Source organism: Amycolatopsis decaplanina DSM 44594, from assembly GCF_000342005.1.
GTDB classification, from domain to species: Bacteria; Actinomycetota; Actinomycetes; order Mycobacteriales; family Pseudonocardiaceae; genus Amycolatopsis; species Amycolatopsis decaplanina.
Genome location: NZ_AOHO01000032.1, coordinates 17,965 through 44,709, shown reverse-complemented (window position 1 = coordinate 44,709; position 26,745 = coordinate 17,965). Strand labels below are relative to the sequence as shown.

23 protein-coding genes are annotated in these 26,745 nt (G+C 69.4%); 17 read left to right on the top strand and 6 right to left on the bottom strand.

Annotated elements, in window-relative coordinates:
• The first annotated feature begins 2 nt into the window (after positions 1-2).
• Together H074_RS06895 and H074_RS06890 are read left to right on the top strand one after the other, a co-directional pair.
• On the top strand, positions 3-1,688 hold the full coding sequence (locus H074_RS06895) for a DUF885 domain-containing protein (protein WP_039921723.1): 1,686 nt from the start codon (positions 3-5) through the stop codon (positions 1,686-1,688).
• A gap of 877 nt (positions 1,689-2,565) precedes the next feature.
• A complete protein-coding gene (locus tag H074_RS06890; RefSeq protein ID WP_007029303.1) occupies positions 2,566-3,447 on the top strand; it encodes a DMT family transporter in 882 nt (293 codons plus the stop codon).
• Here the strand turns inward: H074_RS06890 and H074_RS06885 are convergent.
• Together H074_RS06885 and H074_RS06880 are read right to left on the bottom strand one after the other, a co-directional pair.
• The gene (locus H074_RS06885) at positions 3,444-4,007 is read right to left on the bottom strand and encodes a GNAT family N-acetyltransferase (protein WP_007029302.1); all 564 of its coding nucleotides are present in this window, start codon (positions 4,005-4,007) and stop codon (positions 3,444-3,446) included. The genes H074_RS06890 and H074_RS06885 overlap by 4 nt on opposite strands.
• Positions 4,004-4,534: a YbaK/EbsC family protein gene (locus H074_RS06880; protein ID WP_007029301.1), complete on the bottom strand. Its 531-nt coding sequence runs from the start codon at positions 4,532-4,534 to the stop codon at positions 4,004-4,006. Before H074_RS06880 ends, H074_RS06885 begins: the two co-directional genes overlap by 4 nt.
• A 221-nt stretch (positions 4,535-4,755) precedes the next feature.
• On the opposite strand from H074_RS06880, the gene H074_RS06875 reads away from it, so the two are divergent.
• From H074_RS06875 to H074_RS06860, 4 genes are all read left to right on the top strand, one after another.
• Positions 4,756-5,238 (top strand): SAV_6107 family HEPN domain-containing protein, encoded by a 483-nt coding sequence (locus H074_RS06875; RefSeq protein WP_007029300.1) that lies wholly within the window; start codon positions 4,756-4,758, stop codon positions 5,236-5,238.
• A 24-nt stretch (positions 5,239-5,262) separates the two neighbouring features.
• A complete protein-coding gene (locus tag H074_RS06870) occupies positions 5,263-6,027 on the top strand; it encodes a maleylpyruvate isomerase family mycothiol-dependent enzyme (RefSeq protein WP_007029299.1) in 765 nt (254 codons plus the stop codon).
• Positions 6,028-6,226: 199 nt separating this feature from the next.
• Entirely contained in the window at positions 6,227-6,895 is a 669-nt protein-coding gene (locus tag H074_RS06865; RefSeq protein ID WP_039921721.1) for a VOC family protein, read from the top strand.
• Positions 6,896-7,004: 109 nt separating this feature from the next.
• The gene (locus H074_RS06860; protein WP_007029297.1) at positions 7,005-8,123 is read left to right on the top strand and encodes a GNAT family N-acetyltransferase; all 1,119 of its coding nucleotides are present in this window, start codon (positions 7,005-7,007) and stop codon (positions 8,121-8,123) included.
• Between the two features lie 4 nt (positions 8,124-8,127).
• On the opposite strand, the gene def is transcribed toward H074_RS06860, so the two are convergent.
• Positions 8,128-8,631: a peptide deformylase gene (def, locus tag H074_RS06855; RefSeq protein ID WP_007029296.1), complete on the bottom strand. Its 504-nt coding sequence runs from the start codon at positions 8,629-8,631 to the stop codon at positions 8,128-8,130.
• 37 nt (positions 8,632-8,668) lie between these two features.
• Positions 8,669-13,291, bottom strand: coding sequence for an ATP-dependent helicase (locus H074_RS06850; RefSeq protein ID WP_200865755.1), 4,623 nt, complete (start codon positions 13,289-13,291; stop codon positions 8,669-8,671).
• Positions 13,292-13,461: 170 nt separating this feature from the next.
• On the opposite strand from H074_RS06850, the gene H074_RS06845 reads away from it, so the two are divergent.
• The 7 genes from H074_RS06845 (at position 13,462) to H074_RS06815 (ending at position 20,004) form a co-directional block, all read left to right on the top strand.
• Complete coding sequence (locus tag H074_RS06845; RefSeq protein ID WP_007029294.1) at positions 13,462-15,375, top strand: Hsp70 family protein; 1,914 nt, start codon at positions 13,462-13,464, stop codon at positions 15,373-15,375.
• Positions 15,376-15,482: 107 nt separating this feature from the next.
• Positions 15,483-15,677: a DUF3046 domain-containing protein gene (locus H074_RS06840; protein WP_007029293.1), complete on the top strand. Its 195-nt coding sequence runs from the start codon at positions 15,483-15,485 to the stop codon at positions 15,675-15,677.
• Positions 15,678-15,883: 206 nt separating this feature from the next.
• The gene (gene recA / locus H074_RS06835) at positions 15,884-16,924 is read left to right on the top strand and encodes a recombinase RecA (RefSeq protein ID WP_005164741.1); all 1,041 of its coding nucleotides are present in this window, start codon (positions 15,884-15,886) and stop codon (positions 16,922-16,924) included.
• Positions 16,925-17,136: 212 nt separating this feature from the next.
• A complete protein-coding gene (locus H074_RS06830; protein ID WP_085940894.1) occupies positions 17,137-17,664 on the top strand; it encodes a regulatory protein RecX in 528 nt (175 codons plus the stop codon).
• A 698-nt stretch (positions 17,665-18,362) separates the two neighbouring features.
• A complete protein-coding gene (locus H074_RS06825; protein ID WP_007029291.1) occupies positions 18,363-18,986 on the top strand; it encodes a VOC family protein in 624 nt (207 codons plus the stop codon).
• Between the two features lie 50 nt (positions 18,987-19,036).
• On the top strand, positions 19,037-19,477 hold the full coding sequence (locus H074_RS06820) for an iron chaperone (RefSeq protein ID WP_007029290.1): 441 nt from the start codon (positions 19,037-19,039) through the stop codon (positions 19,475-19,477).
• An 89-nt stretch (positions 19,478-19,566) separates the two neighbouring features.
• Complete coding sequence (locus H074_RS06815; RefSeq protein ID WP_007029289.1) at positions 19,567-20,004, top strand: GNAT family N-acetyltransferase; 438 nt, start codon at positions 19,567-19,569, stop codon at positions 20,002-20,004.
• Between the two features lie 46 nt (positions 20,005-20,050).
• On the opposite strand, the gene eda is transcribed toward H074_RS06815, so the two are convergent.
• Together eda and edd are read right to left on the bottom strand one after the other, a co-directional pair.
• The gene (gene eda / locus H074_RS06810; RefSeq protein WP_005164729.1) at positions 20,051-20,671 is read right to left on the bottom strand and encodes a bifunctional 4-hydroxy-2-oxoglutarate aldolase/2-dehydro-3-deoxy-phosphogluconate aldolase; all 621 of its coding nucleotides are present in this window, start codon (positions 20,669-20,671) and stop codon (positions 20,051-20,053) included.
• Positions 20,668-22,557 carry a phosphogluconate dehydratase gene (gene edd, locus H074_RS06805; protein ID WP_007029288.1) on the bottom strand — a complete coding sequence of 630 codons (1,890 nt, stop codon included), beginning with the start codon at positions 22,555-22,557 and terminating at the stop codon, positions 20,668-20,670. The genes eda and edd overlap by 4 nt, the downstream gene beginning before the upstream one ends.
• 265 nt (positions 22,558-22,822) lie before the next feature.
• Between edd and H074_RS06800 the strand changes: the two genes are divergently transcribed.
• From H074_RS06800 to H074_RS06785, 4 genes are read left to right on the top strand one after another with little or no spacing between them, the layout of a single operon-like run.
• Entirely contained in the window at positions 22,823-23,110 is a 288-nt protein-coding gene (locus tag H074_RS06800) for a hypothetical protein (RefSeq protein WP_005164726.1), read from the top strand.
• Positions 23,107-23,937 carry a hypothetical protein gene (locus tag H074_RS06795; protein WP_007029287.1) on the top strand — a complete coding sequence of 277 codons (831 nt, stop codon included), beginning with the start codon at positions 23,107-23,109 and terminating at the stop codon, positions 23,935-23,937. Before H074_RS06800 ends, H074_RS06795 begins: the two co-directional genes overlap by 4 nt.
• 51 nt (positions 23,938-23,988) lie before the next feature.
• Positions 23,989-25,905: a fumarate reductase/succinate dehydrogenase flavoprotein subunit gene (locus H074_RS06790; protein ID WP_007029286.1), complete on the top strand. Its 1,917-nt coding sequence runs from the start codon at positions 23,989-23,991 to the stop codon at positions 25,903-25,905.
• Entirely contained in the window at positions 25,902-26,654 is a 753-nt protein-coding gene (locus H074_RS06785) for a succinate dehydrogenase/fumarate reductase iron-sulfur subunit (protein ID WP_005164720.1), read from the top strand. Before H074_RS06790 ends, H074_RS06785 begins: the two co-directional genes overlap by 4 nt.
• The last annotated feature ends 91 nt before the right edge of the window (positions 26,655-26,745 follow it).

Genomic DNA, 26,745 nt, shown 5'->3' with positions numbered 1-26,745 from the left:
GCATGGCTTCAACTGTGCTGAACGTGCACCAGATCTGTGATCGGTACGTCGAGGAGATCGCGGCGGCGGACCCGGTCGAGGCGACGATGCTCGGTGTCACGGGATACGACGACCAGCTGACCGACTACTCGCCCGCCGGGCACGCGGCGCGGGCCGCCATCGCCGCCCGCGCGCTGGCCGACATCGAGGCGGTCGAGCCCGCCGACGACGCCGAGCGCGCGGCCAAGGCGGTGTTCGTCGAGCGGACCGGGCTGCTACTGGAGATCCACGAGGCGGGTCTCGACCTCTCGTCGCTGAACGTGATCGAGAGCCCGGCGCAGCACCTGCGGATGGTCTTCGACCTCATGCCCACCGAAACCGAGTCGGACTGGGCGACGATCGCCGCCCGGATGGCCAAGCTCCCCGAGGCGCTCGACCGGCTCCGCGCGTCGCTGCTCGCCGCCGCCGACGCCGGTCACGTCTCCGCGCTGCGCCAGGTCAGCAAGGTCGCCGAGCAGGCCGAGACCTGGGCCGGGCTCAAGGAGGACACCGGGTACTTCGAGACGCTGGTCTCGGGGGCGAAGGACGTCGACGAGAAGCTCCGCGCCGAACTCGGCCAGGCCGCTCACGCCGCTCAGGAGGCGTACGCGGAGTTCGCCGGTTTCCTCCGCGCCGAGCTCGCCCCGCTGGCGCCGGTCAAGGACGCCGTCGGCGCCGAGGCGTACAAGCTGTGGTCCCGGGTGTTCACCGGAGCCACCTTCGACCTGGACGAGGCCTATGCCTGGGGCTGGGCCGAATTCACCCGCATCGAAACGGAGATGCGCGAGGTCGCCGGCCGGATCAAGCCTGGCGCGACCCTCGCCGAGGCGGCCGCCGTCCTCGACGCCGACCCCAAGTACGTCGTGCGTGGCCGGGCGGAATTCCAGGCCTGGATGCAGAACCTGTCCGACAACGCGCTGAAATCGTTGCGCGGCAAGCACTTTGACATCTCAGACCGGGTGATGGAGCTGGAGTGCAAGATCGCCCCGCCCGGCGGCACCGTCGGCGCGTACTACACCGGCCCGAGCGAGGACTTCTCCCGCCCCGGCCGCATGTGGTGGTCGCTGCCGCAGGGCCGGGACGAATTCACCACCTGGCGTGAGGTCAGCACCGTCTACCACGAGGGCGCGCCGGGCCACCACCTGCAGATCGCGACCGCGGTCGACCAGTCGGGCTCGCTCAACAAGTACCAGCGGATGCTGGCGTTCACCTCCGGGCACGCCGAGGGCTGGGCGCTGTACTCCGAGCGGCTCATGGAGGACCTCGGGTTCCTCGCCGACGACGGCGAACTGCTCGGCATGCTGTCCGAGCAGCTGTTCCGCGCGGCGCGCGTGATCGTCGACATCGGCATGCACCTGGAACTGGAGATCCCGGCGGGCACCGGCTTCCACGAGGGCGAGCGGTGGACCCCCGAACTGGGCCTGGAGTTCATGCTCACCCGGACCGTCACCGACCCGGCCCACGTGCACGACGAGATCGACCGCTACCTGGGCTGGCCGGGGCAGGCGCCGTCGTACAAGCTCGGCGAACGTCTCTGGCTCGCCGCGCGCGACGAGGCCCGTGCGCGGCAGGGCGACGCGTTCGACATCAAGCAGTTCCACACGCGGGCGCTGGCGCTCGGCGGGATGGGACTGGACACCCTGCGGGAGATGCTCGCGGCACTGGACTGAGCCCGCCGGTGTCCGGTGTCGTCAGTGGCGAGCCTCGTGAGTGGTAAGGACGGTTCTGGTGGACCGGTGTTTGCTTACCTGCTGGACCTGACCCCGTCTTGGTGCCGCGGTGTGTCGGCCGCCGGGTTTGAGTGGCACAGCCTTGATCAACGGAGGACGTTTAGTGTCCCGAATCCTCCGTTGATCATGGTCCTGGACGGGGTCACCTCGCGTCGATGAGGGAATCGGGACGTTGAATGTCCTCATTCCTTCATGGACGATCCCGATACCGCTGGGATCGTCGCCCTCGTGCAGGTCAGCAGCAGGTAGGCAAACACCGGACGGTTCTATTCGAGCCGATAATCAAAGGTGTCGGGGCAGGTGGCAAGTCCGTGAAGGCCCCCTGTCCCTCGACCTTCACACCCCTTGCGAGTACATGATGGCCCCCTTCCTTGCGCCAGGCGCAAGGAAGGGGGCCATCATGTACCGCGCACGGTCTTCACGCGGCATCGCTGTGACTACTGGTGTGCCTGGGGCCGCAGGTGCCGTTCGGGTGTCCGTGAAGGCCTCCTTGCCTACCCTCAAGGTAGGCAAGGAGGCCTTCACGGACCCGCCACCTTTGCCCCTACCCCTCAATAACCGTCCTTACCGCTCACGAGCCCGACCACGTTCCGCCGCTCAGTCTGCCGCGTGCCGCAATTCGCGTGCACCCGTCGCCGAAGCCTTGCTACCTTCCCTGTCGTGCACCGGATCTTTCTCGTCACCCCACCCCCCGCTTCCTGAGCGGGGTGTCTCCGGCCGCGCGGCGTTCCAGCCGCCCGGCCGATCCGTGCTGCACTGAAGCACCCCGCGTCGTCGACGTCCCTTCCGGCAGACACAGACGCAGGAGCGTTTCCCCATGTCCGTTTCCGTACCCACGCGCGCCCGATCGTCGGCCGCGCTCGTCCTCGCCGGAGTCCTCTGGGGGACCGGTGGCCTCGCCGGATCCCTGCTCGCCTCCCGCGCGGGACTCCATCCGCTGAGCGTCGCCGCGTACCGGCTGCTCATCGGCGGCGTGATCGCCACCGGTTATCTCTGGCTCACCGGGGGCCTTCGAGGCCTTCCCCGCACGGCACAGGTCCGCCGTCGCCTCCTGACGGTCGGCGGTTTGTTCGCCCTCTTCCAGACCAGCTATTTCGCCGCGGTCTCGCTGAGTTCCGTCAGCGTCGCGACGATGACCACCATCGGCAGCGCGCCCGTCCTGCTCGCGGTCGCGACGGTCGTCGGAACCCGCCGCCTGCCTGGAGCGTGGACGGTGGTGTCCCTGGCCGGGTCGCTCATCGGGCTCGCGCTGTTGCAGTGGACGCCCGGAGAAGAGGTCCACGCCGCCGGAGTGCTGTTCGCCCTGCTCGCCGCGGCCGGTTTCGCCGCGCTGACGCTCGTGACCGCGACCCGCGTCGAGGGCCTGGATCCCTTGCCCACCACGGCTTTCGGCTGCCTGATCGGCGGCGCCGCGCTCATCCCCGCCGCACTGTGGTCCGGGATGGCCGTACCGTTCCAGGCCGACGTGCTCGCGCTCGTCCTCTACTTCGGCGTCGTGCCCACGGCGCTGGCGTACGCCGCGTACTTCCGCGGTCTCGAAGGCGCGCATCCCGTACTGGCCGCGTTGTCCGCCCTGCTCGAACCGTTGACCGCCGCGCTGCTGTCCATGGCCGTGCTCGGGGAACGGCTCGGCGCCGTGGGGTGGTGCGGCGCGGTGGTGCTCATCGCCGCGCTCGCCGTCGCCTACTCGAAACCCTAGAGCGGCAGCGTCCGGCCGAGGATCGCGAACGGCCGCGGATCCCCGGCGAAGTGGTAGTCCCGCAGCACATCGACGAATCCGACGCGCCGGTACAGGTTCCAGGCCCGGCTGGTGCCTTCCGGCGTGGAAAGGAGGACGTGGGCGCTGGGCACGCCGTCGAGCAGCCGCCGCAGGAGGTCCTCGCCGATCCGTTTCCCCTGGCTTTCGGGGCTGACGTGGATCTCGGTGAGCTCGAAGTAGTCGGACATCCAGTGGTCGGCGGCGGCCTGGCCCTCACGACGGGTCAGGCCGTGGCGGACCTGTTCGTGCCACCACTGGCCACCTCGGCCCTTGTAGCCGTAGGCGAGCCCGAGCAGGACGCCGTCCGCGTCGAGCGCGGCCATGCAGCGCCAGCCTTCGCGCAGCGCGTGCGTGAGCCACATCGGCGCGCGTTGCTCCGCCGTGCCTTCGGGGTAGCGCATGGCGTTGACGTAGATGGTCAGCGCCTCGGGGAGCCGGGCGCGGAACTCGTCCGCGGACAGCTGGACGTAACGGGTGCATTCCGAGGACATCGCGGTCACGGGCGCCCATCCTGCCCGTCGCCCGCGACGTCCGCGGGAGTGCCCCCGGTCAGCGCGACGAGGCCGTCGAACGTCGTGGGGTACACCGACTTCGGATGCCCGGCGGCGGCCCACACGACCTCGTGTGCGCGTAACGCGGTGTCGACGAGGGTGGTCAACGCCTTCGGGTGACCGACCGGGGCGACGCCGCCGATCGGCTGCCCGGTGTGCGCGCGGACGAAATCCGCGTCCGCCTTGCCGATCTCGTCGGCGCCGGTCAGCGAGGCCAGGAGGCCGGTGTCGGCGCGGTGCGCGCCCGAGGTCAGTGCGAGCAGGGCCGTTTCCGTGTCGCCGGTGCGGCCGCGGAACACGAGGCTGTTCGCGATCGCGCCGACCTCGACACCGAGCGCTTCGGCTGCTTGCGCGGCCGTGCGGACTTCGGCGGGGAGGATCCGGATGCCGTCCGCGGCGGCCTGCTGGCCCGCCTCGGCGAGCGCGGCCGCGACCTTGGCCACCGAGGGATGACCGGACTGGTCGATGGTGCTCATGCGCCTATGAGATCACGTGGCCGATCCCGTGTCCCGCACCACATGCGGCGATCACCCCGTTACGGGGTTGAGGAAAGGGGCACTTCGGGGTTACATTGGACTTGTTCGAACAGACGTTCGACATTCGGTGAGCGCGCACCGGTAGGTGCCCGGCGCGGGGGCGGGGGAAGCGCCTCGGCGCCGGGCACCGGCCGGCGCTCACGTACAGGAGGAGGGTCGTCATGTCCGTTTCGGTCGTGTCCCCCGACGAAGCCGAGAGGCCGGGGGGCACCGCGCAGCCCGCCCTGCCGATGTCGTTGCGCCCGCCGGCACCACCCGCGGCGGTCTCCTTGTACGCGCAGGCGAGGCGGGGTCTCGCCGAAGCAGAGCGGGAGAACGATCCCGCGGAGCGGTTCATCGGGGCGTATCTCGCCGCGCTGCGGGGTGCGGCGGCGGTGCTGGAGGCGCGCGGCCGTCCGCACCGGGGCCGGGCCCGGCCGGCGAGCGGCTGGGTGCTGCTCGACTCCGTCGCGCCCGAGCTGAAGGAGTGGGCGGCGTTCTTCGCGGCCAATTCGGCGACGCGGGCCGCCGCGCAGGCGGGGATCACCGGCAAGGTCACCGTCGAACTGGCGGACGAGCTGACGCGGGCCGCCACGGTGTTCCTGGAACTGGTGCGACGGGTGGTGCACGGACTGCCGATGGGTGACTCGGCGCATGTGGCCTGAGTCGCCACGGAGAGGGGGTGCCCGATGGCCGGGCAGGCCATGATCGACCAGGGCAGGTTCCTGGAGGTGATCGGCGCCGAAACCGAGCTGATGGCTCAGGTGGCGCATACCGCGTCCGCCGACGCGCCGGTCCCGACCTGCCCCGGCTGGACGCTCGGTGAGGTCCTCAGGCACGTGGGCAGCGTGTACCGGGTCACCCGCCGCTGGATCACCGACGCACGGCGTCCCGAGCACTGGCAGCGCGAACCGGGGCCGGGACAGACCCTGGAGGAGTACTTCCGCGAGGGCCGGGACGAACTCATCGCCGAACTGTCCGCGCACGAACCGGACGAACTGGCGCCGACCTGGTGGCCGGCGGACCGCAGTTACGGGTTCTGGCGGCGGCGGATGGCGCACGAGACGACGATCCACCGGATCGACGCGGAGAACGCGGCCGGCCTGGAAGTGTCGGCGATTCCCGAAGACGTGGCGATCGACGGGATCGACGAGGCGCTGGTGCTCTGGTTCGGCCAGCGGCTGCCGTTGCTGGGGCTGTCCGGCACCAAGACCGGATCGGTCGGCGTGCGCACCGCGGGCCACACCTGGATCGCCAGGGCCGGGCCCACGGAAACGGTCGCCTGGCGGTGCTCGGCCGAGGAGGCCGAGCGCGCGGACGATCTGATCACCGGGAAGCCGGACAAGATCTACCGCTGGCTCTGGGGCCGGGCGGGTCCGACGGCGGTGACGGTCAGCGGAGACCAGGACATGGCGGGACAACTCTGGGCCCTTCTGCGGCTCGCGACCCGATGACCGGTCGGTGGGGAAGCCAAACCGGTCAGTGCCAGTCGGCGGAGCTGAAGATGTGCCTGGAAAGCGACCGAACGCGTGAACCCGCCCCGGCCGAAGGGCCCGCTATCGCGGTGGCAGGGCGCCCTGCCGACGTCGATCGCGGACGCGGGTTCACCTGCAGGACACAAAAGTGTCGGTGGTGCCGTCTAGGTTCACCGGTGTGGTGGCACATCTGGTGAACCTGGTCTTCGACTCGGCCCTTCCCAGGGATCTGGCGGGTTTCTGGGAAGGGCTGTTCAGCTGGGACGCCCCGTTCGAACCGGCGTTCCGCTCCGAGGCGGGCCCGAAACGGGGCAAGAACCGGCTGCACCTGGATCTGGCGAGCCGTTCGCTCGATCACCAGGCCGAACTGGTGGACCGTGCGCTGTCCCTCGGCGCACGGCACACCGACATCGGCCAGGGTTCGCCGGAGGAGAAACGAGTGCCGTGGGTGGTGCTCGCGGACCCCGAGGGCAACGAGTTCTGCGTCCTCGAGCCCCGCGAGCAGTACGAGGGCACGGGTGCGATCGCGTCGGTCGTCACCGATGCCCTCGATCCGGAGCGGCTCGCGCGGTTCTGGGCGGCCGCGCTGGGCTGGGAGATCGGCGTCCGGGAAGAGGCGATCGTCGGCCTGCGGCCACCGGACGGCCGCGGTCCCTGGGTCGAGTTCCTCGCCACGAATGAGGAGAAACGGCACCGGAACCGGCTGCGGTTCGAGATCGCGCCAAAGCGGGGCGGGAGCCGGGCGGCCGAAGTCCGGCGCCTGCGGGAGCTGGGCGCGACAGGACAGAACGGCGAAGCCATGGTGGACCCGGAGGGCAACGAGTTCAGCGTGCTCACGCCCCGCTGAGTGTTTCGCCTGGGTTGTTTCGTCCGAGTTGCGCGGTGGCGTCGAACGCTGACCTGAGCGAAACACCCGCGCCGTGGGCAGGCAACAACCGGCCGGGACCGTTGACGTCATGGAGACCTATCGAGTCCGGCCCACCCTGGTTCATCCCGGTGAAGCGACCACGGCCGCGTCGGCCTGGCGTGTCCGGATCCGCGTGGACGACCGGCCCGGCACCCTGGCCAGGATCGCGATCCGGTTGGCCGACCTCGAGTGCAATATCCTCGGGTTGTCGGTGCTGCCGGTCCCCGGCGGCGTGCTCGACGAGATCGTCCTGCGGCCGGCCACCGGTCTGCCGCGGCAACTGCTCATCGACGCGATCCGCGAAGAAGGCTGCGAATGCTCCGCCGTCATCGACGCGGATCTGGCCGAACTGGTCGATCCGGCCACCGCGACGCTCACCGCGGCCAAGAGAGCCGTCGAAGAGCCCGGTGGCGTCGCGGAAGTCCTCCGCGGCGTCCTCGCGGCCGACGTCGTCACGAAGGTCCCGTCGATCGAGGCGAACCCGGCCCGCACGGAGGGCGGACACCGGGCGGTGTTCCCGGCAGGGGACGACACGGCGTTCGTCGCGCGCCGCCGCTGGTCACCGTTCGTCGAACTGGAACTGAGCCGCGCCGTCGCGCTGATCGGCCTGATCGCCACCGTCCGCGACAACGTGACCGGGCCGATCGTGCTCGACCGGCCCGATGGCGCCGCGATCGTCCTGCGCAAAGGTGTGCCCGGTGACGCGGAAGCGGTGTCCGCGCTGCACCAGAGATGTTCGATGACGACGCTCTTCCACCGCTATCACACCGGAATGCGCGCCGTGCCGCGTCGCTGGCTGCACCGGCTCCTGATGCCGCCGCGCGGGATCAGCCTGCTCGCGGTCTGCGGCCGTGACGTGATCGGTCTCGGCCAGCTGATCCCGTCGGCCGACGGCGGCGCGGCCGAAGTCTCGCTCCTGGTCGAGGATTCCTGGCAGCGCCAGGGCATCGGCACGGCTTTGCTGGCCCGGCTCGCCACTCTCGCCACGGCCAAGGGAGAGCGCGAACTCACCGCCGTCTGCCTGCCCGGCGACGACTCCCTCTACCGCACCGCCGCGCGCGTGGGGCTCCGCCCCGAACGCGTCACCGGCGACTCCGGCACCCTGCGCTTCGCCCTCCCCAACCCCCGCAATCAGTCACCTACTTGCGGGAGGGACGATCGCAAGTAGGTGACTAATTGCGATTCCAGAACCAGTCTTTGCCGCGGGCCTCACTCAGCGCGCGCTTCTTGCGTTCGGGGGTGAGCCGCTCCAGGTACAGCTTGCCGTCGAGGTGATCGGTCTCGTGCTGCAGGCACTGGGCGAGCACGTCGACACCTTCGACCTCGACAGGCTCGTTGCGCAGGTCGACACCGCGCACCACGGCGTGCTTCGCGCGGACGACCGGGAACCACAGTTCCGGCACCGACAGGCAGCCCTCGCCGATCTCATGCGTCTCTTCGGACAGTTCGACGATCTCGGGGTTGATCACGTACCCGCTCAGCCCGCCGACGTCGTAGCTGAACACCCGCAGGCCGACCCCGATCTGCGGCGCCGCGAGACCCGCGCGCCCCGCCGGTTTCACCCCGTCCATCAGGTCGGTCACCAGCGACTCGATCTTCTTGTCGAATGTCGTGACCGGGTCGCATACGGTCTTGAGCACGGGATCCCCGAAATAGCGCAGGTCGCGCATCACCATGTTCGAACGTCCTTCTCCGCAGGTCTGAGCGGCAATTCTAGGCCCGCAGGCGCAGTCCCTTGGGAGTCGCCCGGAATCCCGCCTCCTGGAGGACGACCGATAGCTCCGAAGTGAGTGCCACCTCGCCGTCGGCCTTCTGCACCGCGAGCTGCCCCAGCCAGCCTTCCCGCACCGCTGTGGACAGTGCCCGCGCGGCCGACCGCAGCGTCTCCTGATCCTCGGTGAAGCTCAGCAGCGACCGGCCGCCCCGTTCGACGTACATCGCCGGGACACCGTCCACGAGCACCGCCAGCGCGCCCGCTTTCCTCGCCGGACGGTGCTTCGTGTCGCCCGTCGCGGCAGGCCACGGCAACGCGGCACCGTAAGGCTGGGCCGGGTCGGCCGCGGCGAGTACGACGGCGCCTTCGGTGGTCGTGCGCTGGGTCCCGGATTGCGCGCGCAGCCTGTCGACGGCGCCCTTCGCCGCGAACTGCGCGGCGCCGAGCCCTTCGACCACGTAACCCCGGACGACCTGGCCTGAATCCTCCATGCCGCGCAAAACCTTGTAGATCCCGGAAAAACCGCCCGTCACGCGCTCGGTGTCGAGTGCTCCCCGGGTGAGGACGCCGTGCCGTTCCAAGAACGCCTCGGTCCGCGCGTGCGCACGCCTGGTCGGATCCGGTTCGCGGTCCGGCGTCAGCGCCCAGCGTCCCGCGACCGTCGGCGGCCCGCTGCGCGAGGGCATCGCCGGTCGTCCGGCCCGAAGCCGCGCGTACCGGCCGCGAGGAGCTTGCCGGCGCGGTTTGTGCGCCGCGCCCGCACCGGAGACCTGTGCCCGCAGTGGGCCCAGCGTGTCCCCGGTGACCAGCCCGGCCCACACGAGATCCCACAGCGCGGCCACGACTTCGCCGTCATTGGGCGGGGTTTCGACCAACGGCGACGCCCGGTCCACGAGCTGGCGGAAGAACTGCGCTCCACCCTCCAAAGTGGACAGAATGGCTTCGTGGAGCGGCCCGGAAGGCGGATCGTCTTCGCGATCCGGCAGCAGCAGGTCGGCGACGTCCGTCGGCGCGAGCGCCAGCCAGCCGTCCCCGCCGGACAAGGAACCGCAGCCACACCAGGTGACCTCGCCCGCCGTGGTGAGTTCGTCCAGCAGCGACGGGGTGTAGCCGGGCAGCCTGCTCGGCAGGATCAGTGACTCGACCGCGCTCGCCGGCAGCGGGGCACCGGCCAGTTGCTCGACCACGGACAGCACGTCGTCCGCCGTCGGCGCCGACCGCACTCGCGCGCCGATGCCGTGCCACGACGGCAGGAACCGGCCCAGCGCGGCCGGTTCGACCGGTTCGACCTCGGCCCGCAGCCGGGCCAGCGACGCCCGGCGCAGCCTGCGCAGCACCGACGCGTCACAGAACTCGATGCCGACGCCGTGGGTCTCCGGATGCCCGACCGGGCTCAGTTCACCCCGGACCAGCCTGCCTTGCGCGGTCAGCCTGTCCAGTACGCCGGTGACCACGGCCGTCCCGAGCCCGAACCGCTCGGCGGCCTGGCGGGCGCTGAACGGGCCGCGGCTGCGCGAATAGCGCGACAGCAGGTCGCCGACGGGATCCTCGACCGGTTCGGTGAACGCTTCCGGCACACCGACCGGCAGCGCGGTGCCCAGCGCGTCCCGCACCCGGCCGGCGTCCTCGATGGCGATGAAGCGTTCGCCACCGCCGATGCGGACCCGGATCACCCGCCGCGCGGCTTCCAGTTCCTCCAGCCATTCCCGCTGGATGCCGCGCGCGGCGGCCTCCTCGATCGAGAGGTCTCCGAGGAACCGCAAAAGATCCGCGGCGTCCTCGGCGTTGCGGGCGTGCCTGTCCGGGTCGAGCCGTTGCAGTGAGCGCTCGACTTCGGCGACGACCTCGGCGTCCAGCAGTTCCCGGATCGCCTCCGTGCCGAGCAGTTCGGCCAGCAGCGTCGAATCCAGCGCCAGCGCCGCCGCGCGCCGTTCCGCGAGCGGGGCGTCGGTCTCGTACAGGAACATCCCGACGTAACCGAAGAGCAGGCTGCGCGCGAACGGGGACGCGGACGGCGTCTCGACCTCGACCAGCTTGACCTTCCGGGACCGGACGTCGGCCATCAGTTCGCGCAGCCCGCCGACGTCGTACACGTCCTGCAGGACTTCCCGCATCGCCTCCAGCACCACGGGGAACCGCTCGTACTTGGCCGCGACCGAAAGCAGCTGGGACGCGCGCTGCCGCTGCTGCCACAGCGGTGTGCGGCGGCGCGGATCCCGGCGGGGGAGCAGCAGCGACCGCGCCGCGCATTCCCGGAACCGCGCGGCGAACAGCGCCGAGCCGCCGACCTCGGCGACGATCAGCTGCTCGACCTCCTCCGGATCGAGCAGCACGTCTTCGACGCCGATGGTGACCTCGGCGCCGTCCATGTCCAGCGCCTCGGGCAGCCGCAGCACGATGCCGTCGTCGGAATGCGCCACCTGGGCGTCGACCCCGCGATTCTCCCGCAGCCGGGCCGCGATCGCGAGCGCCCACGGCGCGTTGACCTGCGCGCCGAACGGCGAGTGCAGGATGACTCGCCAGTCGCCCAGTTCGTCGCGAAACCGTTCCAGCAGCACGGTTTTGTCGTTCGGCACATGCCGCGTGGCCGACTTCTGCTCTTCGAGGTACGCCAGCAGGTTGTCGCACGCGTACTCGTCCAGCCCGGCGACGGCGGCGCGTTCCCTGGCCGCCGACGGCTCCGAAGTGGACAGTTCGCGGACGAACGCGCCCAGCGCCCGCCCCAGTTCCAGCGGGCGGCCGGGGGCGTCGCCCTTCCAGAACGGCATCCGGGCGGGCTCACCCGGCGCGGGGACCACGAGCACGCGGTCGTGGGTGATGTCGGTGACCCGCCAGGAGGAGGTGCCGAGCAGGATCGTGTCCCCGACGCGGGACTCGTAGACCATCTCCTCGTCGAGCTCACCCACGCGCGACCCGGGTTTGTCGTCGCCGCCCGGCGTCATCACGGTGAACAGGCCGCGGTCGGGGATCGTGCCGCCGGAGGTCACCGCCAGCCGCTGCGACCCCGGACGGCCGTGCAGTTCGCCGCCGACCCTGTCCCAGGTGATCCGGGCGCGCAGCTCACCGAACTCCTCGCTGGGGTACCGGCCGGCGAGCATGTCGAGCACGGCCAGCAACGCGTCGTCCGGCAGGGACGCGAACGGCGCCGCGCGGCGGGCGAGGGCGGCCAGTGCGTCGACCGTCCACGATTCGAGCGCCACCATCGCCACGATCTGCTGCGCGAGCACGTCCAGCGGGTTGCGCGGGTACCGCACCGCCTCGATCGCCCCGGACGCCATCCGTTCCGCGACCACCGCGCAGGAGACGAGGTCGCCCCGGAACTTCGGGAACATCACCCCGCTCGACACCGCGCCGACCTGGTGCCCGGCCCGGCCGACCCGCTGCAGTCCCGAAGCGACCGTCGGCGGCGCCTCGATCTGCACGACGAGATCGACCGCGCCCATGTCGATGCCCAGTTCCAAGGAGGACGTCGCCACGACGCACGCCAGCCGCCCGGACTTGAGCTCCTCTTCCACATGCGTGCGCTGTTCGCGCGACATCGAGCCGTGGTGCGCCCGCGCGATCACCGGCGCCGCGCCGGTGGTGAGCCCGGACTGGCCGATCGCCTCGGCCGGGTACCGCTGATCCGGCTCCAGTTCGGTCTGCTCCGCGGCGAGTTCGTTGAGCCGGGCCGTCATCCGCTCGGTGAGCCGCCGAGAGTTGGCGAACACGATCGTCGACCGGTGCGCCTGGATCAGTTCGAGGACCCGTTCCTCCACCGCGGGCCAGATCGACGGCCGCCGCGGTGCGCCGTCGATGTCCTCCAGCGATCCGGGCAAACGCGCGAGGCCCGCGTCGAGGTCTTCGTTCTGCTTCGGCCCCTGTGGACCGTCGAGATCGGCCATGTCCTCGACCGGGACCTCGACGCGGACCTCGATCGTCTTCGCGAGCTTCGGCTGGACGATGGTGACCGGCCTGCCGCCCGCCAGGAACGAGGTCACCTCGTCGATCGGCCGGACCGTCGCCGACAGCCCGATCCGCTGGGCGGGTTTCTCCAGGAGAGCGTCGAGCCGTTCGAGCGACAAGGCCAGATGCGCGCCGCGTTTGCCGCCCGCGACCGCGTGCACCTCGTCGATGATCACCGTCTCCACGCCGCGCAGCGAATCGCGGGCGGAAGAGGTGAGGATCAGGAACAGCGACTCCGGCGTGGTGACCAGCACGTCCGGCGGTGTCTTGCCGAACGAGCGCCGTTCGGCGGCGGTGGTGTCGCCCGTCCGCATGCCTACGCCGATGTCCGGCACCGGCAGCCCCAGCCGGCGCGACGCCTGCGAGATGCCCGCCAGCGGTGCCCGCAGGTTGCGCTGGACGTCGACCGCCAGCGCCTTCAGCGGCGAGACGTAGAGGACGCGGCAGCGTTTCCGCGGCTCGGACGGCGGCGGCTCGACCGACAGCCTGTCCAGCGCCCAGAGGAAGGCCGAGAGCGTCTTGCCCGATCCCGTCGGGGCCACGACCAGCGCGTGTTCCCCCGCGTGCGCTGCTCGCCACGCCCCTTCCTGCGCGCGGGTGGGCGCGGCGAAGGCCCCGGTGAACCAGTCCCTGGTCGCGGGGGAGAAGAGGTCGAGTACGTCTGCCACGCCCTCCATAGTGCGCCGGACCACCGACAGTTTCGCTCCGAGGGCTGTGACAGGCACCGGTCGGGGACGAGTTCGGCGGGTTCCGCACGTACGGTGACCTCGCTCGTGGGAGCATCACGGCCAGCGCGGCCGGATCGGTACTGGGGCGGTCGCCGTTCGTCTGTGAAGGGGAAAGAGCTGTGCGGATCCTGTCGGTGGACCTCGGGACGTCCAACACCGTGGCCGTCCTTTCGGCGCACGGGAGGCCGCCGCGGGTGGTCGAGGTCGACGGTTCGGCCAACATGCCGTCCGCGGTGTTCGCCACCGAGGACGGCACGATCATGGTCGGCCGCGACGCCGAACGCCGTGCCCGCCTCGACCCGACCCGCTTCGAGCCCAACCCCAAACGCCGCATCGACGAGCAGACGCTCCTGCTGGGCACCGATGTCATCCCGGTCACCGAGGTGCTGGCCGCGATCCTGCGCCGCGTCCTCGACGAGACCACCCGCCAGCTCGGCGGCGAACTGCCCGACGAGGTCCGGCTCACCCACCCCGCGCAGTGGGGCCAGACCCGCCGCAACGTGCTGCTGTCCGCAGCCCGGCTCGCCGGGATGGGCGGCAACCTGGTGCTCGTCCCCGAGCCGGTCGCCGCGGCGGCGCACTTCGCGTCGTTCCCCGGCAAGACGCTCGCGCCCGGGCAGGCGCTCGCCGTGTACGACCTCGGCGCCGGCACCTTCGACGTCGCGATCGTCGGCGCGACCCCCAACGGCGGCTTCACCGTCGTCGCCGAAGACGGCCTTCCCGACCTCGGTGGCCTCGATGTCGACCAGGCGCTGCTGGTGCACGTCGGCCGCGAGGTCTCGCATAAGGATCCCCAGCGCTGGCAGCGGGTCCTGCGGCCCGAGTCCACTCCGGACCGTCGTACGCGGCGCGCGCTGCAGGAGGACGTGAAGGCGGCGAAGGAAGCTCTCTCGCGGCACCCGCAGACCGAGGTTCCGATGCCGGAGCCGTTCGAGGACGTCCTCGTCACGCGAGGCGAACTCGAAGCGCTGGTGCGGCCGTCGATGCTGCGCAGTGTCGAGCTGATGTCGAGGGTGGTCCGCTCGGCCGGGATGACCCCGGACCGGCTCGCCGGCATCTACCTCGTCGGCGGTTCGAGCCGCCTCCCGCTGGTCGGCAGCCTGATCGCGGAGAAGCTCGGCGTCGTCCCCGGCAGCCTCGACCAGCCCGAGACCGCGGTCGCGCTCGGAGCCCAGCACGTCGCTTCCGACGGCATCAGCTCACGTACACAGGGCGTCGAAGGGCAGGTCGCGGCGGGAACCGGCGCGCATCAGGTCGGCCCTGGCGCTTCGGGCCCGTACGCGCCGCCGCAGCAGCAGGTCGCGTCGATCCCGGGGTACCAGGGGGGTGGCCCCGGCCAGTCCGGCGGTTTCCCGCAGTCGGGCTACCCGAACAGCGGCCCGCAGCAGGTACAGCAGCCCGCGCCGACGAACTTCCCGACGTACTCGCTGTCCGGGCAGTCATCCGGTGACAAGGCGCCCGCGAGCAAGAAAAAGCCGCTCGTCATCGGCGCCGTCGTGGCCGTCGTCGTGCTGCTCGCCGCCGGGCTCACGTACTTCCTGACGTCCTCGTCGGTGACGACCTACACGGCCGACGAGTGCAAGGCGCCCGGCGCGGCCGACGACAAGGGCCTCACCGGCTGCCTGCGCCAGCTCGCCGGGAAGATCGCCGACACCGGTGACTGCAAACCCGGGATGGGCAACGGGCCGGCGAAACCGGCGGAAGACCTCGGCGTGACGTCGACCTGCTCCGCCCCTGGCCGTGCCGGGACCCAGGTGACCTATCTGCAGAGCGACTCGGCGGAGAAGCTCAAGGCCTACACCGACGGACTGCTCAAATCGGCGGGCGGGGACCGCACCGAGGCCAAGTGGGCCGGCAACGCACTGGAGGGCCAGTACTCCTCGGCCGCCGGGCGGAACGCCGCCGTACTGGTGTTCACCGTGACCGACCGGCCGCTGGTCGGCTTCATCTACCAGGTCCCGGCCGAAGGACAGAACCCGACGCCGGGTGAACTGGCCGACTACTTCGAAAAGAGCGTCCAGCCGGGCGAGTAGACCCTCTTTTCGCGATCCTCAAGTCCGTGAAGGCCTCCTTGAGGGACCCAGAGTCCCTCAAGGAGGCCTTCACGGACTTGACCGGAGAGCGGGCTAGACTCCGCCCGATGCGTATCACGGTCTTCCGGCGGCTGATGGCCGACGAATTCGGTCCCGAACGTGCGGAAACCCTCTCCAGGGATCACGTCTTCGGCGAACTCGGGGGCCGGACCGTCGAACAGGCCCTCGACGCGGGAACCTCGGCCAAGGACGTCTGGCGGGCGGTCTGCGACGCCTTCGAGATCCCGCCGGAGCGGCGCTGACCTCGGGATGAGGGCAAGGACTCTAGCGCAACGGCGTGTCGGCCACGGCCTCGAACACACGTTCGTCTATGGTGTTGTCCACAACGGGGTCAGCGATCCACAGCTTGGGCGCGAGGCCTGGAATTGTCGGTGGTCGCCCGTAGCGTCGGACCCGACAGCTCAGAACTGAACAAGCCCTACCCGGCTCAACCAACGAGGTGGACTCCATGGCACCAGCAGCACCCGACAAGGACAAGGCGCTCGAACTGGCCCTCGCCCAGATCGACAAGCAGTACGGCAAGGGCTCGGTCATGCGCCTCGGTGAAGAGGGCCGCGCGCCGATCGAGGTCATCCCCACCGGTGCCATCGCGCTCGACGTCGCGCTCGGGATCGGCGGCCTTCCCCGCGGCCGGGTCATCGAGATCTACGGTCCGGAGTCCTCCGGTAAGACCACCGTCGCGCTGCACGCGGTCGCCAACGCGCAGAAGAACGGCGGCATCGCCGCGTTCATCGACGCGGAGCACGCGCTGGACCCGGAGTACGCCAAGAAGCTCGGCGTCGACACCGACGCGCTGCTGGTCTCCCAGCCGGACACCGGTGAGCAGGCGCTCGAGATCGCGGACATGCTGATCCGCTCCGGCGCGCTCGACATCCTGGTCATCGACTCGGTCGCCGCGCTCGTGCCGCGCGCCGAGATCGAGGGCGAGATGGGTGACAACCACGTCGGCCTGCAGGCCCGGCTGATGAGCCAGGCGCTGCGGAAGATGACCGGTGCGATGAACAACTCCGGCACCACCGCGATCTTCATCAACCAGCTGCGCGAGAAGATCGGCGTCATGTTCGGCTCCCCGGAGACCACGACCGGTGGTAAGGCGCTGAAGTTCTACGCGTCGGTCCGCCTCGACGTCCGCCGGATCGAGACGCTGAAGGACGGCGGCGAGCCCGTCGGCAACCGCACCCGCGTCAAGGTCGTGAAGAACAAGGTCGCGCCGCCCTTCAAGCAGGCCGAGTTCGACATCCTCTACGGCAAGGGTGTCTCCCGCGAGGGTTCGCTGATCGACATGGGTGTCGACCAGGGCATCCTGCGCAAGTCCGGCGCCTGGTACACCTACGAAGGCGACCAGCTGGGCCAGGGCAAGGAGAACGCCCGCAAGTTCCTGCTGGACAACCCGGACATCGCCAACGAGATCGAGAAGCGCATCAAGGAGAAGCTCGGCATCGGTGCCGCCGTCGACGCCGAAGCCGCCCCCGCGCCGGTCGACTTCTGAGGGCTGCGGGATTGGGAGGAGTGTGCTCGCGGAGAGCGCTCGCCGTCATCCCTTCGCCGTGCCTTCTGGGAGTCGAACCCCCAGACCCCGCCAAGAGGGGCTCCGCCCCCTTGGATTCCCCGCCAGGGGCAAGCCCCCTGGACCCCCAGGGGCCTCGGGTGCCGATTCGTTGTTGCCTTCTGAGGAGTGATAGCTGAATGCGTGCGCCCAAAGTGGATCCGGCGGAGCTGCCACCGGACGAGCGGAGGAAGAAGGCCAAGGAGATCTGCTTCGATCTCCTGGCCGCGCGCCCGCGTTCCACGGAGGAACTGCGTCAGGCCCTCAAACGCAAGGGCTTCGACGAGGAGACGACGGAGACCCTGCTCGGTAAGCTGGACAAGGCAGGGCTCATCAACGACGCCGAGTTCGCCGAGATGTGGGTGCGTTCCCGTCATGCCAACATGGGCCTGGCACGGAACGCCCTCGTAGCCGAACTCAAACGCAAAGGAATAGATGGGGATATCGCCGTCCAGGCCGCCGACGAGGTGGACCGAGAGGCAGAGGAGCAGCGCGCCCGAGAGCTGGTACGGAAGCGCATGCGCTCCTTGGGCAACGTCGACGAGCAGACGGCGATCCGCCGCCTGCTGGGCTTCCTCGCCCGCAAGGGCTATCCCCAGGGGCTGGCCTACACCGTGATCCGCGACGAACTCCGCGAGTTCGGCGCCGAGTCGGCGCTGCTGGACGACGCCACCCTCGACTGAGCCCCATCACCCGAGCCGCTCACCGGCCGGGCGGCCCCACTTGCCCGCACGGCCGGCTCGTGAGTGGTGAGGACGGTTAGAACCGTCCTCACCACTCACGAGGCCCACGACGGTCCGCCGCTCAGGTCGCTTGGTGTACGTGAAGGCCCCCTGGGCCGACCGTCCCCCTGCCTCCACCGACGTTGCGAAAGCCTCTTTCGTGACGTTGAAGCTTGCGAAAGAGGCTTTCGCAACATGCCATCTTTGCCTACCCCTCAATAGAACGCGACTTGCCACTCACGACCCCGGCGCCTGACCGGGACTAAGGCGTCCTTCGCCGCGTCAGACGAGACGAAGGGAGCTTTCAGCCCACTGCCGTCCCGCCCGCGAACACGACACGTTCGACCTGCTCCTCAATAGAACGGACCTGTATTCACCTACCTGCCACGGACCGGCGTGAGGTGACTGTCCAGGCGCGGAGATGTGGGAACCGGGACGTTCAGGGCCCGATTCCCGCATCGTCACGAAGCCTCGGGTCTTGATCAAGGGAAGATCGGGGACACCCAACGTCCTAGATCTTCCGTTGATCAAGCTCACGGCGGTGGTCTCACGGGGCGTGCCGCGTCTTCCGGGCGATCGAGGAGGCTCTGACCAGCGCCGATGCGACCGATCAGGAATCAAGAAGCGCCGGAAGCCCGGCCCGAAATAGCGTTACCGGCATGAACTTCATCGACGCCATCACCCTCGAAGTGGCCGACACCGAGGCCGCCGAACGCTTCTACACCACCGCCTTCGGGCTCGGCTCCGAGCTTCGCCTGCGGGCTTCGCAGGAGCCGTCCACCGGCTTCCGCGGTTACACCCTTTCCCTCACGGTTTCCCAGCCCGCCAACGCCGACGCGCTCATCGACGCCGCCGTCGCCGCCGGGGCGACCGTGATCAAGCCCGCCGCGAAGTCGATGTGGGGTTACGGCGGAACCGTCCAGGCCCCGGACGGCGCGATCTGGAAGATCGCCACCTCGGCGAAGAAGAACACCGGGCCGGCCACCCGCGAGATCGACGACATCGTGTTGCTGCTGGGCGTCGCCGACGTGGCCGCGAGCAAGAAGTTCTACGTCGAGCACGGTCTCACCGTGGGGAAGAGCTTCGGCCGCGTGTACGTCGAGTTCGAAGCCGGCTCGAGCCCCGTGAAGCTGGCGCTGTACAAGCGCAAGGCTTTGGCCAAGGATGCCGGCGTGTCCCCCGAGGGCACCGGCTCGCACCGCATCGCGATCTGCGGCGCCGCCCCGTTCACCGACCCGGACGGGTTCACCTGGGAGACCTCGGCTCTCGCCGCCCAGTCCTGATGTGCCACTACCGGATGCCCCCGCTCGCCGCTTACCAAGGAGAAAACACCATGGCCACCACGTACGAAGGATTCACGGCCGATGAGAAGGCCGCGATGAAGGAACACGCCCAGGACATGAAGAAGGCGGCGCGCCGCAGTTCGAGCGCCGACAAAGCGGCGGCGGCCGAACAGGACGTGGTCGCGAAGATCGCCGAGATGTCCGACGAAGACCGGGCGCTGGCCGAGCTGGTCCACACCGTCGTGAAGGCGAACGCCCCGATGCTCGCGCCGAAGCTCTGGTACGGCCAGCCCGCCTACGCGCTGGACGGCAAGCTCGTCTGCTTCTTCCAGCCTGCGGCCAAGTTCAAGACGCGGTACGCGACGCTCGGCTTCAACGACGCCGCTCAGCTCGACGACGGTGCGATGTGGGCGACCGCCTTCGCGCTGACCGACGCCACCCCCGCGGTGGAGAAGCGCATCGCCGCCTTGGTGAAGCAAGCCGTCAGCTGACCGGAGTGGCAGCCCGCTTTACCGCGTGAGTGGCCACACGCGGGACGGCGGGGAAACTCTAGGCTCGGGTGATCACTGGGAGGACGAACATGATCACCATCGAGCCGTTGAAGCCCGAAGACCGCGAAGCCTGGGAACGCCTGTTCCGCGCGTACATCGCCTTCTACGAACGTGTTGCGCCGCAAGAGGTCTACGATCGGGCCTGGCGCGAATTCCGGGCAGGGGAGCGGATGCACGCGCTCGGTGCCCACGTGGGCGGCGAGCTCGTCGGGATCGTGCATTTCCTGGTACATCCCAGTACTTCCGCGCTCACCGACGTCTGTTACCTGCAAGACCTGTTCACCGCGCCGGAAGCCCGGGGCAAGGGGGTCGCGCGGGCGCTGATCGAGGCCGTCGCGGACTGGGCCCGCGCCCGCGGTTGCGGCAGGGTCTACTGGCACACCAAGGAATCCAACGTGACCGCGCGCCGCCTGTACGACCGGGTCGCGGTCAACCGGGGCTTCATCCAGTACCAGCTGCCGCTCTGAAACAAGTGAGGGCCACCCGTCGCGCGAGTGGCCCTCACCGGATGGATCAGAGCTTCGAAGCCTCCGCCGCGAAGGCTTCGATCTTCCCGAAGTCCTTGGCGGCCAAGGCATCCTTCGGCGTCAGCCACGAACCACCGATGCAGCCCACATTGGACAGTGCGAGATAGTCCGGTGCGGTCTTCACGGTGATCCCGCCGGTCGGGCAGAACCGCAGCCCGGGCAGCGGTCCGCCGATCGACTTCAGATACGCCACGCCGCCGCTGGCCTCGGCGGGGAAGAACTTCAGCGCGGTCAGTCCGCGTTCGGCCAGCCGCATCGCCTCCGAGACCGTGCTCGCGCCCGGCAGGAACGGCAGGCCGGTGTCGAACGCGGCGTCCAGCACGGAATCCGTGCAGCCCGGGGTCACCAGGAACTTCGCGCCGGCGTCGGCCGCCTGCTTGGCGTGCTCGGGCGCGGTGACCGTGCCGGCGCCGATGACGATCTCCGGGACCTCCGCGGCGATCCGCTCGATGGAGGCGAGTGCCGCCGGGGTGCGCAGGGTCAGCTCGATCACGCCGATCCCGCCCGCGAGCAGGGCCCGCGCGGTGGGCACGGCGTCGGCGGCGTCGTCGAGCACGACGACGGGCATCACGGGGGACAGGCCGAGCAGGTCGGCGCCGGTGGTCACTGGGTTACCTCCACAGGGGTCAGCGTGTGCGCCGGAGCGCCGAAGTGTTCCGGCGTGAGCGGTCCGAACACGCTCGCGCCTTGGTCGGCGGGGCCGACCGCGCGGCGCAGCGCCGCGAACAGCTCCCGGCCGGTGCCGGTCCAGGATGCCTCCGAAGGCGGGGAGTCCACCAGTTCACGACGGGCGAGTTCTTCGTCACCCACGAGGACGTCAAGCGTCCCGGCCTTGGCGTCGAGGCGGACGACGTCGCCATCGGCGATCCGCGCGATCGGGCCTCCCGCAGCGGCTTCCGGGGTCACCTGGATCGCCGCCGGGATCTTGCCGGACGCGCCGGACATCCGCCCGTCGGTGAGCAACGCCACCTGGTGCCCGCGGTCCATCAGCACCCCCAGCGCCGGGGTGAGCCCGTGCAGTTCCGGCATCCCGTTGGCCCGCGGGCCCTGCTGCCGGATGACCACGACGACGTCGCGGTCCAGCTCGCCTGCCTCGAAAGCGTCCTTGAAGGACTTCTGGTCGGTGAAGACCCGCGCCGGGGCCTGGACGATCCGGTGCTCCGGCGCCACCGCCGACACCTTGATCACCGCGCGGCCGAGGTTGCCCGCGACCATCCGCAGCCCGCCGTCGGAGGCGAACGGCCTCCACGCGGGACGCAGGACGTCCTCGTCGAGGCTGCGCGTCGGGACGTCGCGCCAGACCAATTCGCCCTCCGACAGGATCGGCTCCTGCCGGTAGCGGTGCAGGCCCGGTCCGGCGACGGTCTGGACGTCCTCGTGCAGCAGGCCCGCGTCGAGCAGCGTGCCGACCAGGAACTGGATGCCCCCGGCGGCGTGGAAGTGGTTGATGTCCGCGCTGCCGTTCGGGTACACGCGGGCCAACAGGGGGATCACCGACGACAGATCGGAGAAGTCGTCCCAGGTCAGCTGGATGCCCGCGGCGGCGGCGATCGCGACCAGGTGCATGGTGTGGTTGGTCGAACCGCCCGTGGCGAGCAGCGCGATGACACCGTTGACGACGGCCTTCTCGTCGATCACCCGCGAGACCGGCGTGTACTCCTCGCCGCGCGAGAGCTTCACCACGCGGCGCCCGGCCTCCTCGGTGAGCACACGCCGCAGCGGCGAGTTCGGCTGCACGAAGCTGGCGCCCGGCAGGTGCAGGCCCATCACCTCGACGACCATCTGGTTCGAGTTGGCGGTGCCGTAGAAGGTGCACGTTCCCGCCGAATGGTACGAAGCCGCTTCGGCGTCCAGCAGGTCTTCACGGGTCGCCTTGCCCTCGGCATAGAGCTGGCGCACGCGCGCCTTCTCCTTGTTCGGCAGGCCCGAGTTCATCGGTCCGGCGGGCACCAGGATCGCCGGGAGATGCCCGAAGGACAGCGCCCCGATCAGCAGGCCGGGCACGATCTTGTCGCATACGCCGAGCAGCAGCGCCGCGTCGAACATGTCGTGGGACAGCGCGATCGCGGTCGACATCGCGATCACCTCGCGGCTGAACAGCGACAGCTCCATCCCCGGACGGCCCTGGGTGACGCCGTCGCACATCGCGGGCACGCCGCCGGCGAACTGGGCCACCCCGCCCGCCTGGCGGACCGAGCCCTTCAGCATCGCGGGGTACGACTGCATCGGCTGATGCGCCGAAAGCATGTCGTTGTAGGAGGAGACGATCGCGACGCCCGGCGCCCGCGCGGCGCGCAGTGCCGCTTTGTCGACACCTTCCATCGCGGCGAAGCCGTGGGCGAGGTTGCTGCAGTCGAGGCCGCGCCGCACCGGCCCCTCCTCGTGGGCGGCGGCGACGCGCTCGAGGTACGCGGCGCGGGTTTCGGCGCTGCGGGCGGCGACGCGTTCGGTGACTTCGGCGATGATGGGGTGGACGTTCGGGGCGGTGCTCATTGTCCGGCTCCGGATCACTGGTCGTGGTGGTCCGCGGGACGGCAACGCTGACGTCGCTGGGTCGTGACAGTGGCCACAGTACCTCGGGGTAAAGCCCGAATCAAAATCGATACAGAAGATCGACTGGCGTGACCTCCGTCACGCCCTTAGGTTCTACTGTGCTACTTGTCACATTGCACAACGCGCGGCAGAGTCGAGACGGCGAGGAATCGCTTGCCCTCGAAGGCTCAAGCGGCCAACCGAACCGACCCATCGGGAGGTACCGATGTCCACCACAGAGATCGCCGAGCTTCGGCGAGCCATCGGTCAGCTGAGGCAGTGCGTCGGCGCGCTGCGCTCCCGATACGGCGACGCCTCGGCGGTACGGCGCCTGGCGAACGACGTCGAGCGGCTCGACATCGACGCGACGGACCTCGACACGACCCCGAACGCGGTGCCCGCGCAGGCGAAGGCCGCCGATCGTGTCCAGGTGCCCGATACGCCCTACGATCCGGCACTCTGGCACGGCGCCGATGACGAAGGCGTCGGCGGCTACAAGCGCGACCAGCGGTGAGCGCCCCCGCCGGCAAAGAGGCCGGACGGGGTACGGGGGTCCGCGCACCGTCGCGGGCCCTGATCGCCGAACGAACACTGCGCACCGACCGATGGTGGCTGTCCCCGCTGCTGACCGTCCTCGGCCTCTCCGCCTTCATCATCTACGCGACGATCAGGTCCTTCGTGCGCACCGCGTACTGGGTGCCCGAATACCACTACCTGACGCCGTTCTATTCGCCCTGCGTCTCGGAATCCTGCGTCGAAGGCTCCCGGCATTTCGGCGCCTGGTTCGGCGAACTGCCGGGTTTCATCCCGCTCGGCTTCCTGGTCCTGCCGTTCCTGCTGGGCTTCCGGCTGACCTGCTACTACTACCGCAAGGCCTACTACCGGGCCGTCTGGTTCTCGCCGCCCGCCTGCGCGGTCGCCGAACCGCACGCGAAGTACACCGGTGAGACCCGGCTTCCGCTGATCATCCAGAACGCCCACCGCTACTTCTTCTACGTGGCCGTGGTCGTCTCGCTGGTCAACACCTACGACGCGATCACCGCCTTCCACGGCATAGACGGCGGGTTCGGTTTCGGGCTCGGCAACATCGTGCTGCTCGGCAACGTGATCCTGTTGTGGGCCTACACGTTGTCGTGCCACTCGTGCCGTCACGTGACCGGCGGCAGGCTGAAGCACTTCTCCAAACATCCGGTGCGCTACTGGATCTGGACCCAGGTGACGAAACTCAACACCCGCCACATGGCGCTGGCGTGGACGACGCTCGGCACGCTCGTGCTGACCGACCTCTACGTGATGCTCGTGGCCAGCGGCGCGATTTCGGATCTGCGGTTCATCAACTAGCGGCGCGGGAATCTCCCGTCCCCGGCGACAAGCTTTGAGGTGGCTCTTTTCATGACCGAGGTCGAACGGCTCAACTACGACGTGGTGGTGATCGGTGCCGGCGGTGCCGGCCTCCGCGCGGTCATCGAAGCCCGTGAACGCGGTTTCAGCGTCGCGGTGGTGTGCAAATCGCTCTTCGGCAAGGCGCATACGGTGATGGCCGAAGGCGGCTGCGCGGCGTCGATGGGCAACGCGAACTCGAACGACAACTGGCAGGTGCACTTCCGCGACACCATGCGTGGCGGGAAGTTCCTCAACAACTGGCGGATGGCCGAACTCCACGCCAAGGAGGCGCCGGACCGGGTCTGGGAACTGGAGACCTACGGCGCGTTGTTCGACCGCACCGCCGACGGCCGGATCAGCCAGCGCAACTTCGGCGGGCACACGTACCCGCGGCTGGCGCACGTCGGCGACCGCACCGGGCTCGAACTGATCCGCACGATGCAGCAGAAAATCGTTTCGCTGCAACAAGAGGACTTCAAGGAGACCGGCGACTACGAGGCGAGGATCAAGGTCTTCGCCGAATGCACCATCACCGAACTGCTGACCGAAGACGGCCGGATCTCGGGCGCCTTCGGGTACTGGCGCGAGAGCGGCCGGTTCATCCTGTTCGAGGCGCCGGCGGTGGTACTGGCCACCGGCGGCATCGGGAAATCGTTCAAGGTCACCTCGAACTCGTGGGAGTACACCGGTGACGGGCACGCGCTGGCGCTGCGGGCCGGGGCGACGCTCATCAACATGGAGTTCGTCCAGTTCCATCCGACGGGCATGGTCTGGCCGCCGAGTGTGAAGGGCATCCTGGTCACCGAAGGCGTCCGCGGTGACGGCGGGGTCCTCAAGAACACCGAGGACAAGCGGTTCATGTTCGAGTACGTCCCCGACGTGTTCAAGGGGCAATACGCGGACAGCGAGGAGGAAGCCGACCGCTGGTACACCGACCAGGAGAAGAACCGCCGTACTCCGGACCTTCTGCCGCGCGACGAGGTGGCACGAGCGATCAACTCCGAGGTCAAGGCGGGCCGGGGATCGCCGCACGGCGGGGTTTTCCTCGACATCGCCAGCAGGCTGCCCGCGGAGGAGATCCGCAAACGGCTGCCGTCGATGTACCACCAGTTCAAGGAACTCGCCGACGTCGACATCACGAAGGAACCGATGGAGGTCGGCCCCACCTGTCACTACGTGATGGGCGGGATCGAGGTCGACCCGGACACCGCGTCGTCGAGTGTGCCGGGGCTGTTCGCCGCCGGTGAATGCTCGGGCGGGATGCACGGGTCCAACCGGCTCGGCGGCAACTCGCTTTCGGATCTGCTCGTCTTCGGCCGCCGCGCGGGCCTCGGCGCCGCCTCCTATGTCGCGGAACTGAAGGACCGCCCGAAGGTCAGTCAGTCCGATGTGGACGCCGCCGCGGCGATGGCGCTCGCGCCGTTCGATCCGCCGGAGAACGACGTCGAGGAGAACCCGTACAGCCTGCACACCGAACTGCAGCAGTCGATGAACGACCTGGTCGGCATCATCCGCAAGGCGGAGGAGATCGAGCGGGCGCTGGAGAAGCTCGGGGAACTGCGCGAGCGGATCAAGCGGGTCACCGTCGAAGGGCACCGGCAGTTCAACCCCGGCTGGCATCTCGCCGTGGACCTGCGGAACATGCTGATGGTCAGCGAATGCGTCGCCAGGGCCGCGCTCACCAGGACCGAAAGCCGGGGCGGGCACACGCGCGACGACCATCCGGGCATGGACGCCCAGTGGCGCAACAAACTCCTGGTCTGCTCGGCCACGCCGGGCGACAACCCGGTGGTGCCGGACATCGGCGTCGAGGTCAAGGCACAGACCCCGCTGCGACAGGACCTGCTGGAGCTGTTCGAACTGTCCGAGCTGGGGAAGTACTACACCGACGAAGAACTGACTTCGCACCCCGGGAGTCCGGCATGAGCTACAAGGCGAGTTTCCGGGTCTGGCGCGGCGACGCCGACTCGGGTGAGCTGCAGGACTACAGCGTCGAGGTCAACGAGGGTGAGGTCGTCCTCGACATCATCCACCGGTTGCAGGCCACCCAGGCCTCGGATCTGGCCGTGCGGTGGAACTGCAAGGCGGGCAAATGCGGTTCGTGTTCGGCGGAGATCAACGGCAAGCCGCGGTTGCTGTGCATGACCCGGATGTCGACCTTCACCGAGGACGAGGTCATCACCGTGACGCCGATGCGGACGTTCCCGGTGATCCGCGACCTGGTGACCGACGTGTCGTTCAACTACACCAAAGCCCGCGAGATCCCATCTTTCACGCCGCCCCCGGAGCTCAAACCGGGGGAGTACCGGATGCAGCAGGTCGATGTCGAACGCTCACAGGAGTTTCGCAAGTGCATCGAGTGCTTCCTGTGCCAGAACACCTGCCACGTGGTGCGTGACCACGAGGAGAACAAAGAGGCCTTCGCCGGGCCCCGGTACCTGATGCGGATCGCCGAACTCGAAATGCACCCCCTCGACGTCGCCGACCGGCGTGACGAGGCGCAGGAAGAGCACGGCCTCGGGTACTGCAACATCACCAAGTGCTGCTCGGACGTGTGCCCGGAGGGCATCCACATCACCGACAACGCGCTGATCCCGATGAAGGAACGCGTCGCGGACCGGAAGTACGACCCCATCGTGTGGCTGGGGAACAAGCTGTTCCGGCGGGACAAGTAGTCATTCCTCGTGAGTGGCAAGGACGGTTCTAACCGTCCTTGCCACTCACGAGCTTTAAAACGTTTGCCTTCACTCGCCTGCCCGTTGCACA